The 13,585-nt window shown below is 64.6% G+C and carries 8 protein-coding genes; 6 read left to right on the top strand and 2 right to left on the bottom strand.

Annotated features, from left to right (window positions below):
- Positions 1 to 47 precede the first annotated feature (47 nt).
- Positions 48 to 1,103 (top strand): aldo/keto reductase, encoded by a 1,056-nt coding sequence (locus SB772_RS21565; RefSeq protein WP_410835229.1) that lies wholly within the window; start codon positions 48 to 50, stop codon positions 1,101 to 1,103.
- A gap of 101 nt (positions 1,104 to 1,204) precedes the next feature.
- Here SB772_RS21565 and SB772_RS21570 read toward each other — a convergent pair whose 3' ends face one another.
- Positions 1,205 to 1,528 (bottom strand): BON domain-containing protein, encoded by a 324-nt coding sequence (locus tag SB772_RS21570; RefSeq protein WP_410835230.1) that lies wholly within the window; start codon positions 1,526 to 1,528, stop codon positions 1,205 to 1,207.
- Positions 1,529 to 2,048: 520 nt separating this feature from the next.
- Between SB772_RS21570 and SB772_RS21575 the strand changes: the two genes are divergently transcribed.
- The 5 genes from SB772_RS21575 to SB772_RS21595 all read left to right on the top strand — a co-directional run bounded on the left by SB772_RS21575 (position 2,049) and on the right by SB772_RS21595 (position 10,806).
- Positions 2,049 to 3,530 (top strand): RNA polymerase factor sigma-54, encoded by a 1,482-nt coding sequence (locus SB772_RS21575; protein ID WP_410835231.1) that lies wholly within the window; start codon positions 2,049 to 2,051, stop codon positions 3,528 to 3,530.
- A gap of 125 nt (positions 3,531 to 3,655) precedes the next feature.
- Positions 3,656 to 4,849, top strand: a complete 1,194-nt coding sequence (locus SB772_RS21580) for a pyridoxal phosphate-dependent aminotransferase (RefSeq protein WP_410835232.1) — start codon at positions 3,656 to 3,658, stop codon at positions 4,847 to 4,849.
- 31 nt (positions 4,850 to 4,880) lie between these two features.
- On the top strand, positions 4,881 to 6,701 hold the full coding sequence (locus tag SB772_RS21585; protein ID WP_410835233.1) for a S10 family peptidase: 1,821 nt from the start codon (positions 4,881 to 4,883) through the stop codon (positions 6,699 to 6,701).
- A 125-nt stretch (positions 6,702 to 6,826) separates the two neighbouring features.
- Positions 6,827 to 8,545, top strand: a complete 1,719-nt coding sequence (locus SB772_RS21590) for a VRR-NUC domain-containing protein (protein ID WP_410835234.1) — start codon at positions 6,827 to 6,829, stop codon at positions 8,543 to 8,545.
- On the top strand, positions 8,542 to 10,806 hold the full coding sequence (locus SB772_RS21595) for an ATP-dependent DNA helicase (protein ID WP_410835235.1): 2,265 nt from the start codon (positions 8,542 to 8,544) through the stop codon (positions 10,804 to 10,806). The genes SB772_RS21590 and SB772_RS21595 overlap by 4 nt, the downstream gene beginning before the upstream one ends.
- A 145-nt stretch (positions 10,807 to 10,951) precedes the next feature.
- Here SB772_RS21595 and SB772_RS21600 read toward each other — a convergent pair whose 3' ends face one another.
- Positions 10,952 to 13,573: a mechanosensitive ion channel family protein gene (locus SB772_RS21600; RefSeq protein WP_410835236.1), complete on the bottom strand. Its 2,622-nt coding sequence runs from the start codon at positions 13,571 to 13,573 to the stop codon at positions 10,952 to 10,954.
- Between the last annotated feature and the right edge of the window lie 12 nt (positions 13,574 to 13,585).

Genomic DNA, 13,585 nt, shown 5'->3' on the forward strand with positions numbered 1-13,585 from the left:
AACGCAGTACGCTCTACGGCTCCCCTGTCCACGATGGAGTTCAGGTAATGCGATACAACCAGTTAGGCCGCACCGGTGTGTTTGTTTCAGAACTATGTCTCGGCACCATGACCTTCGGCGGCGGCGAGGGCATCTGGAAGCAGATCGGCGATCTGCAACAGGCGGACGCGGAGCGGCTGGTCGGCCGCGCGCTCGACGCGGGCATCAATTTCATCGACACCGCCGACGTTTACGCGGAAGGCGTGTCCGAACAGATCACCGGCCAGGCGCTGAAAAACCTCAAGGTGCCGCGCGATAAAGTGGTGGTGGCTACCAAGGTGTTCGGCGCCACGGCGGAATATCCGAACGCGCGCGGGGCGTCGCGTTATCACATCATCGACGGCATCAAGGCGAGTCTGAAGCGCCTGCAACTCGATCACGTCGATCTGTATCAGATCCACGGTTTCGATCCGGCCACGCCGATCGAAGAAACCGTGCGCGCGCTCGACACGCTGGTTCGGCATGGTCACGTGCGCTATGTCGGCGTGTCGAACTGGGCCGCATGGCAGATCGTCAAGGCATTGGGCATTGCCGAGCGTCTCGGCCTTGCGCGTTTCGAAACGCTACAGGCGTATTACACGCTGGCGGGCCGCGACCTCGAACGCGAACTCGTGCCGATGCTGCATAGCGAAGGGCTTGGGCTGATGGTGTGGAGTCCGCTCGCGGGCGGCTTGCTGAGCGGCAAATACGGGCGTGAGCAACAGGGCGAAGCAGGCAGCCGTCGCACGACGTTCGATTTTCCGCCGGTCGATCGCGAGCGCGCGTACGACTGTATCGACGTGATGCGCGGCATGGCCGAAGAAAAGGGTGTCTCGGTCGCGCAGATCGCGCTGGCGTGGCTGCTGCATCAACGCGCGGTGACCACGGTGATCGTCGGCGCGAAGAAGATCGAGCAACTCGACGACAACATCGCGGCCACGCAAGTTTCGCTCACCGCGGACGATCTCGCGAAGCTCGATCAGGTCAGCACGCTGCCGGCGGAATATCCGGGTTGGATGTTGACGCGCCAGGGCGAGGTGCGCCGTGGCCAACTCGAGCAGGTACGTCATCCGGCACAACGTTAGATAGAACCCGGAATGGCGGCCCGGCATGTCGGGCCGTTTTGTATTCACGGCGGCGCGATCCGGGCACGCCGCATACGAATCGGTCGGCTTGGGCGCTACGCCTACCCGGCGGCGATTTTCAGGTGGTTCTTCACGCTCGTTACGCCCTTGACGTTCCGAACGACTTCTTCGGCTGCCGACTTATCCTCAGCCGTCGGCACGGAGCCCGTGAGCCACACCACGCCCTTGCGGGTTTTCACGTGGATATGGCTCGACTTGACGTTGCTGGCGGCCAGCAGATCTGCCTTTGCCTTGGTGGTGATGGTGCCGTCGTCGACGTGCTGGCCAATGGTTTCGGAGCTGGCGGACGGGGCCGACGCGCTGGTTTGCGCCGTTGCGTTGAGTGCGAACGCGATACAGGCGATGCTACCTGCAGCCTTAAGCACGTGGATGGTCTTCCTGGGTTCTCCTTCGGGTGGTTGATGAAAATGGCGGTCTTGTTGCCTGCGGTCGATCGCGGTCGACACCCGCTGTTGACGCGCGTGGGATCGTTGCCGCTACGGTTCCGTCATGGCCCGTTATCGACGACACCGGACGGCGGCCCTGGCATGCGTCTTATTTTTTGTGACGCATGCGGAGACCGGCGTCCGTCCACATCGCGCATCGGTGCAAGCGGTGTGCCCGTCTGCCGCACGGGCTTCGCCGCGCGGCGAAAGCCCGTGCGGCGGACGGATTCAGGCTGGGGAACAGGGGAGTGCGGATGCCTCGCCGCCCTGCTGGCGAGTTGCGTGGGCACAGACCGGAGAATTTGCCGGGTACTTGTAAAAATGGCGTTCGCCGTCTACGCATTCGGCGGGCCTGAAAAAGCAAAGCCTAGAAAAAACAGTAAGTTGGGCGAGTTGGTATGACAGTTGCTCTATAGAGAGGCCGCAGATCACTTTTCAGCCATGACGGGACCTGACTACGATGCCTTCAATCGAACTACGCGCAAGGCAGTCTCTCGCACTCACACCGCGTTTGCAGCAATCGGTGCGTCTGCTGCAGTTGTCGACTCTGGAGTTCCAACAGGAGTTGCGCACGGCGCTCGACACCAATCCATTCCTCGAATACGACTCGTCGGAGACCGAAGACGTCGCGTTGGCCACGGCTTCTCCTGGCGACGATACCAGCCCGGCGCCGGTCACGGGTACCGTTGCGGCGGCCGAACCCGATTCGCTGCCGGCCGGAAGCGGCGCCAGCGAAACGATGGAAAGCGCGGGGCAGGACGAGATACCCGGCGACTTTTCAGGCGATTACGGCAGCCGCGGTTCGACGCGCCAGAACGGCGATTCCGACGGCCGCGATCCGGCCGAATGGGCGCGCTCGCAACCGACCTTGCGCGAGCAGTTGCACGCTGCACTCGGTCTGTATCGTCTCGGCGAGCGTGACCGCGCGGTCGCGCGCTTCATCATCGAGGCGCTCGACGACGACGGTTATCTGCGCCAGGATCTGGCCGATCTCGCGAACAGCGTCGATCTCGAACCCGCATTGACCGAAGAAGAATTGCTGGTGGCGCTGCGCCTCGTGCAATCGCTCGACCGTCCAGGCCTCGGCGCGCGCTCGTTGTCCGAGTGTCTCTCGCTGCAAGTGAATGCGTTGCCGCCGGACACGCGCGGACGAAACGTGGCGCGGCAAATCGTCGAGCATCATCTCGAACGCCTCGCGCGCCGCGAACAGGCCGAACTGCAAAAGCAGCTCGGCTGCAGCGCTCAGGAACTGCGTGTGGCCTGCGCGCTGGTGCGCAAGCTCGACCCGAAGCCGGGCAATTGCTACGGCCGCAGCGAAGACAACTACGTCGTGCCGGACGTCATCGTGCGCCAGATCAGCAATAAGTGGATGGTGACGATCAATCCGGCGGTGCAGCCGCGCGCCCGGATCCACCGCATGTATGCGGAACTGTTCGCGCAGTCCTCGGGTGCGAGCCGCTCGCCGCTCGCGCAGCAGTTGCAGGAAGCGCGCTGGCTGATCCGCAATGCGCAGCAACGCTTCGAGACGATTCAGCGGGTGGCCGAATGCATCGTCGCGCATCAGAAGGCTTTCTTCCAATATGGCGAGATCGCGCTCAAGCCGATGGTGTTGCGCGATGTCGCCGATGAACTCGGGCTGCACGAATCCACCATCTCGCGTGCGACCGGCAACAAATATATGGCCACGCCGCGCGGCATCTTCGAGTTCAAACACTTCTTCCCGCGCGAACTCGGCACGGAAAGCGGCGGCACCTGTTCGGCAGCGGCGGTGCGCGCGCTGCTCAAGGAAATGATCGCCGCGGAGAATACCCGCGATCCGCTGTCCGATGTGGCGCTGGCCAGGATGCTCGCGGACCAGGGCGTGCTGGTCGCGCGGCGCACGGTCGCGAAATACCGGCATCTGATGAAGGTGCCGCCGGCGGAGTTGCGCCGCCAGCTCTAGTCGGTTCCCGGGGGCTGTACCGAAGGGCCACGCGAGGCCGATCGTTCGCGTGGCCCTTTTGCTGTCTGGACCTTTCGCGCGCGCCCCAGTACATTGGCGGCTCAAGTCGAAACGGGGTGAGTTCAATGAAGTACTCGAATCTGGTCGAGCGCTTGCAAGGTAAGCGCACGTCGGCGTGGGAAATCCATCGTGTCGCGCAACAGGCGTTCGCCGCCGGCGAAGACGTGATTGTGCTGAGCATCGGCGACCCCGACTTCGCGACCCCGGCGCCGATCGTCGAGCGCGCCATCGAGGCGCTGCGCGGCGGCGATACGCATTACAGCGCGGTGTCCGGGCGCGATCCGCTGCGTGCGGCGATTGCCGAAGAACACGCGCGCACCACCGGCTGCGCCGTGAGCGCGGCCAACGTGATCCTGACAGCGGGTGCGCAGAACGGCGTATTCGCCGCGTCGCTGTGCTTGTGCGAAGCGGGCGACGAAGTGATCGTGCCCGAGCCGATGTACCTCACATACGAAGCGTGCGTGCGCGCCGCGGGCGCCACGCTCGTGCCGGTGCCGGTCGATCCGGCGCGGGCCTTTCACCTCGATTGCGACGCGCTCGAAGCCGCCGTCACACCGCGCACCAAAGCGATTTTCTTCGCAACACCTTGCAATCCCACCGGCGTGGTGATGCCGCGCGCGGACCTCGAGCGTATTGCGCTGCTTGCTTGCAAGCATGATCTTTGGGTGTTGTCCGATGAGGTCTATGCGGACCTCGTTTTCGAACGCGAGCATGTGAGTGTTGCCGCGCTGCCCGGGATGGCGGAGCGTACCGTGACGCTCGGCAGTTTGTCGAAGTCGCATGCAATGGCGGGTTGGCGCGTTGGCTGGGCGGTGGGGCCCGCTGCGTTGATCGAGCATATGGGGCGGCTCGCGCTGGCCATGCTGTATGGCTTGCCGGGCTTCATTCAGCAGGCGGCGCTGACGGCGTTGCAGAACAAGGCGGCGATTGTCGCGGAGATGCGGGAGATTTATCGGCGGCGGCGTGACGTGGTGTTTGAACGCTTGCATCGTGTGCCGGGGTTGCGGTGTTTGCTGCCGGAAGCGGGCATGTTCATGATGGTCGACGTGAGTGGCACGGGGTTGGATACGGTCGATTTCACCTGGCAGCTGTTTCACGCGCAAGGCGTGTCGGTGCTGGACGCCAGTGCGTTTGGCGAGACCGCGGATGGGTTTGTGCGGTTGGGGTTTGTGGTTGACGAAGCGCGGTTGCTCGATGCTTGCGAGCGGATTGCTTTGTTTGTTCGCGGGTTGAGGGTTGGCGCGGCTGCGCCTTTCTGAAATATTTCGGTTTGGTTTCGTTCCCCATAACATGGACCCTGGTTTCTACATCACGTTGCGCCGATCGCTGCTAGCGGGATCGGTTGCGGCTGCCTTCGTGGCCGCCCTCGCCGCGGTGGCAATCATGGCCGCCATCGTCGTGTTCAGCCAGATGTGCGCGGCAGCCGAACTCGACGATTCGCCCGACGCCGCGCAGACCGCCGATACAGCCGATACAGCCGATACAGCCGCATCTGCGGTTGCCGTGCCCCGGGCCGAGCCTGATTCTCCGAGCCAGGCCGGCGTCAATACGACCGGCCAGCTAGTGCGCCCGCGCCCAAATCCACCGCGCACCGGGCGTGCGCAACGCGCCGCCGCAGCCACGCAAAAGGACACGCGAGATAACGCGTCAGACAGCGCGTCGCAAAACGCAAAACCGGATGCGGCCGCGATTCCCGTGCCGCCGGAAACGTCGTCCGTCACTCAGCATTCGATCCGGCTCGATGGTCGCAAGATCGACTACACGGCGACCGCCGGCAACCTGCTGCTGCACAACAAAGCCGGGCAGGCCAATGCCAGTGTCTTCTACGTCGCCTACACCGTCGCATCGAAAGCGCCCTCGACGCGGCCCGTGACGTTCCTCTTCAACGGCGGTCCCGGCACGGGCAGCGTCTTTCTCATGATCGGCTCGTTCGGGCCGAAGCGGGCGCGCACCGCCAGTCCGGCGAGCACGCCGCCTGCGCCCTATGTGCTGGCCGACAACCCCGATAGCCTTCTCGACATCACCGATCTGGTCTTTATCGACGCCGTCGGCGCGGGTTTGTCGCGAGTCGTCGGGCGCGGCACGGGTAAGGATTTCTGGAGCGTCGATAAAGACCTCGACGCGTTTTCGCAATTCATCGACCGCTATCTGACGGTCAATCAGCGCTGGAATTCGCCGAAGTATCTGCTCGGCGAGTCGTACGGCACTGCGCGCGCCGCCATGCTCGCGTATCAACTGGGACAAGACAATATCGCGCTGAACGGCGTGATCCTGCTGTCGTCCGTGCTCGATTCAGCCGACTTTTCTCCCGGCTTCGATTTCAAGAGCGAAAGCTATTTGCCAAGCTTCGCGGCGATCGCGTGGTATCACGACAAAATCGCGCCGAAGCCGGCTAGCCTGTCAGCCTTTCTCGACGACGCCCGCGCGTTCGCGCGCGGTCCCTATGCGCAGGCGCTGGCTCAGGGCGACGCTTTGTCCGATGCGCAGCGCGATGCGATTGCGGCGCGCGTCGCCCAGTTCACCGGTCTCGATGTCGAGTACGTGAAGCGGAGCCGGTTGCGTCTTTATCCATCGCGCTTTCGTAATCAACTGCTGCGGGATCAGTCGCGCAGCATCGGCCGTTTCGATGCCCGCTTCGAAGGCCTCGAATACGACGGCGTGTCGGAGCGCCCGGACTTCGATGCATCGGTCAATAGCGTGTCCGATGCTTTCGATGCGGCGCTTCATCAGCATTTCGCGCAGGATCTGCACTTCACGCCGACCGAGCGCTATCGCGTCTTCAACGACGACGTGTTGAAACAATGGGACTGGAAACATCGCGCGTGGTGGGGCGAGCAGTTGCCGGTGCCGTATGCGGCCGGCGATCTGGCCGAAGCGATGCGGCAGAATCCGCAACTTCGTGTGATGTCGCTGAACGGCTATTTCGATCTGGCCACGCCGTTCTACGCGACCGAGTACGCGCTGGCGCATCTGGGCATCGACGCGCCGCTGCGTGCCAATGTGCGGATCGCCTACTATCCGACCGGCCACATGATCTATCTCGACGATGCCGCGTTGCATACGCTCAAGCGCGATCTGGCAAGCTTCTACGCGGCAGGCGTGCAGCGCTGATCCTGGCTGGCGACGCACATGACAACAAGCGTGCCTCGGACCATTCCGACTTGCCGGGAGCGGACCGAACCCTCCACGGGTTTGATATCATAACTGTATATACATACAGGTTTCGTGGACGTGCCGTGGCGAGTGAAGCCCCTTCAAATGCTCCTTACTATCTGCTGAACTTCGAGCGGGCGCTGGCGTGGCTCGCTCAGCGTTACGACGATCTGCTGGACGGGCGCGAGCACGGCTTCCTGCGCGACTTCGCGGCTTTGCCGCAGGCGTCGCGGGCGCTGCTGGTTCGCATGCTGATGCGCAAAGGCACGTTGTTCCGCGCGAGCCGTCTGTCGTACGACGAGATCGGCTGCCCAGTTCAAGCGTCCGCCCCACTCGTCGATCTCGGTTGGGTCGACGCCGCGCCGCCGCTAACGCTCGACGATCTGTTCGCGCTCACCACCCGCCCCGAGTTGCTGATCATCTTTGCCGATGCCATCGCGTTGATCCCGGGCGCCCGGAGCTTGCGCAAACCGGACTTGCTCGAAACGCTGCGCCCCTTTTATGAGGTGGAGGGCGGCGCTGCGCGCCCACTTGCCGCGTGGCACGCGGCAAGTACCGACGCCGTATTACATGTCGTCATCGCGCCGCTCTGCGAGCGGCTGCGCCTGATGTTCTTCGGCAATTTGCACCAGGACTGGTCGGAGTTCGTGCTCGCCGATCTCGGCGTGTATCAATACGAGACGGTTCCGTTCGGACCTTCGTCGCGTGCCTTCCAGCAACGTGCCGATGTCGATGTCTACCTCGCTTTGCATGCCTGCCGCGAAGCGCTCGAATGGCTGTCCGACGGCGAATCCATCGGGGAACTCGTTGCCGCCGTCGCCGCGATCGAGACGTCGAACCCCTGGCTCGACACGCGCCGCGCAAAACTGTTGTTCCGTATCGGCCAGCATTGCGAGCGTCAACACGATTGGCAAGGTGCGCTCGCCGTTTATGCGGAATGCGCGTGGCCCGGCGCGCGGCATCGGCGCATGCGTGTGCTCGAGCGCTGCGAACGTATCGACGACGCCTTCGCGCTCGCCTCGCAAGCCGCCGCGGCGCCCGAAAGCGAAGAGGAAGCGCAGCGCATCGCGCGCATGCTGCCACGCTTGCAACGTCGGCGCGGTGAGCCCGTGGCGCGCACGCCGACCGCGCGGCCGGTCGAGCGCAGCACGCTGGTGCTGCCACGGCCCGCGGCGGCGCAACCGGTTGAATTCGTCGCGCGCGATCATCTGAGTCGCGAGGACGCGCCAGTTCATTACGTCGAGAATACGCTGATCAACTCGCTGTTCGGGTTGCTGTGCTGGGAGCCGGTGTTCGCGGCGCTGCCCGGTGCGTTTTTCCATCCGTTTCAGCGTGGCCCGGCCGATCTGCATGCGCCTGATTTTTATAGCCGCCGCGCTGCACAATTTGCCGCCTGCCTGGCGCAGCTCGATAGCACCGTCTATCGCAAGACGATTCTGCGGCATATCGAGACCAAAGCCGGTCTGCAATCGCCATTCGTGTTCTGGGACGTGCTGGCGCCCGAGCTGATTGTGCCGGCGCTCGATTGCCTGCCTGCCGCGCATCTGAAGCTGTGCTTCGAACGCCTGCTGCGCGATATCCGCAGCAATCGCTCCGGTTTGCCGGACCTGATCCGTTTCTGGCCGGCCGAGCGCCGCTACGAACTGATCGAAGTGAAGGGCCCCGGCGACCGCTTGCAGGACAACCAGATCCGCTGGCTCTCGTACTGCGTGCAGCACGGCATGCCGGTGCGCGTGCTCGACGTGCGGTGGGCCGATGAAACCGACACCGGTCCCGAAGCCGCTCAAGGGGCTGCCGCATGACCTACGTGGTCGCCGTGCGGGCGATGTGCGAATTCACCGCAAGGCGCGGCGATCTGGACCTGCGCTTCACGCCCGCGCCGACTTCACTGGAAGGCATGGCCGGTCATGTGACGGTGGCTGGGCGGCGCGCGAGCGGCTACGAAACCGAGATCACGCTGACCGGCACGCATCGCGGCTTGACCGTGCGCGGCCGTGCCGACGGCTATGACGACGCGGCAAACCGGCTCGAAGAGGTCAAAACCTACCGCGGCGATCTCGAGCGGATGCCCGCGAACCACCGCACGCTGCACTGGGCGCAGGCGCTGGTCTACGGTCATCTGCTGTGCCGGACGCGCGGGTTGAGCGAACTGACCATCGCGCTCGTGTACTTCAATATCGGCAGTCAGAAGGAAACGGTGCTGACCGAAACGCATACGGCGCGTTCGCTGGAAATTTTCTTCGTCGAGCAATGCGGGCGCTTTCTCGATTGGGCCGTGCAGGAAGAGGCGCATCGCGATGCTCGCAACGCCGCGCTTGGCGCGTTGCAGTTCCCTCATGGGCAATTTCGTAGTGGGCAACGCGAGCTGGCGGTGTCGGTCTATCGTGCGGCGCGCGACGGCCAGGCGTTGTTAGCGCAGGCGCCTACCGGCATCGGCAAGACGCTCGCGACGATTTTTCCGCTGCTGAAGGCATGCGCATCGGATCAGATCGATCGCGTGTTCTACCTGACCGCCAAGACACCGGGGCGTGCGCTCGCGCTCGATGCGATTGAGACACTGCACCACGGCGCCGCGCCATTGCCCTTGCGCACGCTGGAACTCGTGGCGCGCGACAAAGCCTGCGAGCACCCCGACAAAGCCTGCAACGGCGAGTCCTGTCCGCTCGCGCGTGGCTTCTACGACCGGCTCGACGCGGCCCGCAGCACGGCATTGTCCGGGCCGCTGCTCGATCGCGCGGCGGTGCGCGAAGCGGCGCTCAGGCATGAGATCTGCCCGTACTACCTCGCGCAGGAACTGGCGCGCTGGGCCGACGTGGTGGTCGGCGATTACAACTACTACTACGACAGCAGCGCGATGCTGTATGCGCTGACGCAGATCAATCAGTGGCGCGTCGGTGTGCTGGTCGACGAGGCGCACAACCTGCTTGACCGCGCGCGCCGGATGTACACCGCATCGCTCGACCAGGCGGCGTTTCGCGCCGCGCGCAAGACGGCGCCGGCGGCATTGCGCAAGCCGCTTGAACGGCTCAATCGCGAGTGGAACGCGCTCAAGCGCGCACAGACGGACACCTATCAGGTCTACGCCGACGTGCCCGGAAAACTACTCCCGGCCGCGCAGAATCTGATTGGCGCGGTGACCGATCTGCTCGCCGAAGCGCCGCTATCGATCGACGAAGCGTCGTTGCGCTTTTTCTTCGACGCGATGCATTTCGTGGCGCTTGCGGAACAGTTCGGCGAGCATTCGATCTTCGACATCACGCTCACTGCCGATCGTTACGCGCCGCGCGGCAAAACCAGTTGCACGCTGTGCGTGCGTAACGTGATTCCTGCGCCGTTTCTCGCGCCGCGTTACGCCACCGCGCGTACCACCGTGATGTTCTCCGGCACGCTCAATCCGCATCATTTTTATCGCGACACCTTGGGGCTTCCTGAACAGACGAACTGGCTCGATGTCGAAGGGCCGTTTCGCGCCGAGCAATTGCAAGTGCGTGTGGCGAGTAACGTCTCGACGCGCTGGCGTGACCGCGAGCGTTCGCTGCTGCCGATCGTCGATCTGATCGCGCGGCAATATGCGGCGCAGCCGGGTAACTATCTGGGTTTTCTGAGCAGCTTCGATTATTTGCAGCGGGTGGTCGCGTTGATGCGCGAACGGTATCCGGACCTGCCGGTGTGGACCCAGGAGCCCGGCATGGGCGAGGCGGCGCGCGACGCGTTCCTCGCGCGCTTTCGAACCATGGATCGAGGGGTCGGCTTCGCGGTGCTGGGTGGTGCTTTCTCGGAAGGCATCGATCTGGTCGGGCAGCAGTTGATCGGCGCGTTTATTGCGACGCTTGGGCTACCGCAGATGAATGACGTGAATGAGCAGATGCGTCGCACGATGGATGCGAAGTTCGGTAACGGGTATGACTATGTTTATCTGTATCCGGGGTTGCAGAAGGTCGTGCAGGCGGCGGGAAGGGTGATTCGGACCGAGCAGGATCGAGGGGTGGTTTATTTGATCGATGATCGGTATCGGCGGGTGGCGGTGCGGCGATTGTTGCCGAGGTGGTGGGTGGTGGAATAGGGGCTTTTTCTGGCCGGGAATGCGCCGGCTGAATTCGCGCTGCTGCCCCAGCGCGCGCCGCTCGAATTGACCGGACGGCCGACTGCCGCGCTGATCGAAGGCGCGTTACTGAACGTCTACGAAGGCGCAGGACACGGTCTGTACTTCACGCATGCGCAGAGGTTGAATCAGGATTTGCTGGCGTTGCTGGGCCGCCGGCCGGCTTAGGGTCGACTGGCAATTGATCTTCCATCGGCGCGTCGGTCTTGCGGGCCACCGCTGACGAAGCACCGCGGTTCTGTGCGCTGCCTGGCGGTCCGTCCTTGGGTTCGTCACCAGCCGGCGCGCTCTCCGGGTCCCACGTCAGCAGATGCCGTTGCGGGTTAGCGATCTCGATGCCGCGTGCGCTGAACTGGTCGAGAATGCGCCGGTTGAATTCACGCTGCACGCCCCAGCGCGCGCTATCGCGGCACTGGATCTGGCCGGCCAGCGTCACCGCGGAACCGTCCAGTGCATCGACGCCCCAGAAGCTGAAGTCGGACAGGATGCCGTCCTTGAACCGCTCGTCTTCGCGCAGCGCCGCGCCGATCTCCTTGAGCGTGGCGATCGCCAGATCGACGTCCTGGCCGAACACGATATTGACCTTCACCGCCGCGTTGCCGAGCCCGCGGTTGGTGTTGTTGACCGTCGATACCGAACTGAACGGCACCGTGTACAAGGAGCCGTCGCCGCCGCGCAACCGCACTGTGCGGATCGACAGATATTCGACGGTGCCGGATACGCCCGCGAGCGTGACCCAGTCGCCGACCTGCATGGCGTTTTCCATCAACAGGAAGATGCCGGTAATGAAATCCTGTACCAGCTTTTGCGAGCCGAAGCCCAGCGCCACGCCGAAGATACTCGCGCCCGCCAGCAACGGTCCGATGTTCACGCCGAGTTCGCTCAAGCCGGTGAGCACCACGACCAGCGCGATCACGCAGAAGAGCGCGGTGCGCAGCATCGGCAGCAGGGTACGCAGACGCGCGGCACGCGCCAGATCGCCGCCGGTGGTCCAGCGGTCCAGGCGTCGCTCGATCGACAGGTTGACGCTTTCCCACACCAGCAGCGCGATCACGGCAGCGACGCCGATCGTCACCAACGCCGAGGCCAGCCGGTGGCCGACCGTGCCGGCGCGGAACAGGTCGCTCAGATCGACCCCCCACACCTGCAGCAGTGCGAGCGTGGTGACGATGCCGATGATCCACGAGATGACCCGGCGCAACAGCGGGTAATAGCGATACGCGTGCTGATGCATGAGCGACTGCGCTTCATCGTCCTGTACTTTGAAGACTCTTGCCAGCGCGCCGAAGATCACAATCGACACGACCCGCGCGGCCACCAGAATCGCCAGGGAAATGCCGCCGAGATGCAGCAGCGTGTGATAGCCGTTCTGCACGTCGAGCGCCCAGATGAACCACAGCGCCATCACGACGAACACCGCGAACCACGCCCACGCATCGGCGAGCGCATTGCCGAACATCTCCAGTGATGGGCTCGCGGCAAAGCGCGCGCGGATCAATGTGCCGACGGGCGTGGCGCATTGCAGGATCAGGACCGAGATCATCACGTGACCGGCGAGCGCGACCATCTTCATCAGCGCCAGACGGGCCGCATCGTTCAAACCGAGCGACTGCGCGATCTCCGTGAGCGCCGAACCGCCGCCGACGACACTGACGATACGCACGATCCAGCGTTGTGCGAAGGCGGCCCACGCGTCGCTCATGCGCAACAGACGCAGGCGCGGCGCGGCCGGTTGCAGAAAGAAGCCGCCGGCGATCACGATGACGCGGCACAGCACGTAGATGTCGATCAGCGAATCGAGGGCGCGCCCTTGCGGCGTGCCGTCGTCGGTGAACAATGACATCAGCGCACTGGCCGCGCCGACGAACACGGCGAGCGGCAGCAGCCGCAGCACGACGGTCAGGATTCCGCGCGGCAGGCGTTGCAACAGGGTCCAGTGATGCGCGGCATGCCGCTTGCCTTTGGTTTCGGTGGCTTCGCCGGCGACAGGTGGTGCGGCGGACGTGGCGGGTGCTGCCGCCGCGGCGACGGGCGAATCGGCTGGAAGCGGTGCCGCGTTGGGCGACTCGGCTGACGGCGGCGCGGGGTCGGCGGGCAGGTCGGATCGCGCTGCATCGTCATCGTCTTCATGTTTCCGACGCGCGGCGAGGGCCGTGTACGCACGGCGCAGCAGGCGGCGTGCCAGCCATTCGAGCACGAGCGCGGGCAGGAGTGCGGCGAGCAGCGACCACGTGAGGTGGGCCAGCACGCCGCGCGCTTGCGGGCTGGTCGATTGCCACTGCCACCAGGCGCGGACCGACGACACGTCGAGTAGCGCGGCGACTGAGCGGCGCAACGACGTGCCGAGGCGCACGGCCCAATGCGCGCCCTGGCGGGCCAGTTGCGAGGCGAGACCATTCGATTGAAATGCCGTCGGGACCAGGCTGGCGGCGCTACTTGCCGGCGCTGGGGCGGATGCGGCCGACGTTGCCGGCGTTGCCGCCGCGGCGGGCGCGGATGGGGCGCTGAGCGCACCGGCGGCGGCGATTGCGTGGAGCGTGTCGGTGACCTGCGCGCGGCGTTTGGGGTCGTTGAGAACATCGAGGGCTTGACGGGCCTGGTCTGGCGTCAGGGCGATCTGTGGCGCGCCCGGTGCCGGCGCTGGGGTGGCCGACGGTGTGTTGGCCGGCGCGGAGTACGCGGGGAAGGCGAAGAGGACCAGGAGCCAGATGAGGAGTCGTTTGCGCATAGGTTGGGCGAT

The organism is Paraburkholderia sp. SIMBA_030 (assembly GCF_046535245.1).
Lineage (GTDB): Bacteria > Pseudomonadota > Gammaproteobacteria > Burkholderiales > Burkholderiaceae > Paraburkholderia.

Coding starts and splice junctions, on each gene's coding strand:
- SB772_RS21565 (WP_410835229.1), top strand. CDS start 48: ATGCGATACAACCAGTTAGGCCGCACCGGTGTGTTTGTTTCAGAACTA.
- SB772_RS21575 (WP_410835231.1), top strand. CDS start 2,049: ATGCCTTCAATCGAACTACGCGCAAGGCAGTCTCTCGCACTCACACCG.
- SB772_RS21580 (WP_410835232.1), top strand. CDS start 3,656: ATGAAGTACTCGAATCTGGTCGAGCGCTTGCAAGGTAAGCGCACGTCG.
- SB772_RS21585 (WP_410835233.1), top strand. CDS start 4,881: ATGGACCCTGGTTTCTACATCACGTTGCGCCGATCGCTGCTAGCGGGA.
- SB772_RS21595 (WP_410835235.1), top strand. CDS start 8,542: ATGACCTACGTGGTCGCCGTGCGGGCGATGTGCGAATTCACCGCAAGG.
- SB772_RS21600 (WP_410835236.1), bottom strand. CDS start 13,573: ATGCGCAAACGACTCCTCATCTGGCTCCTGGTCCTCTTCGCCTTCCCC.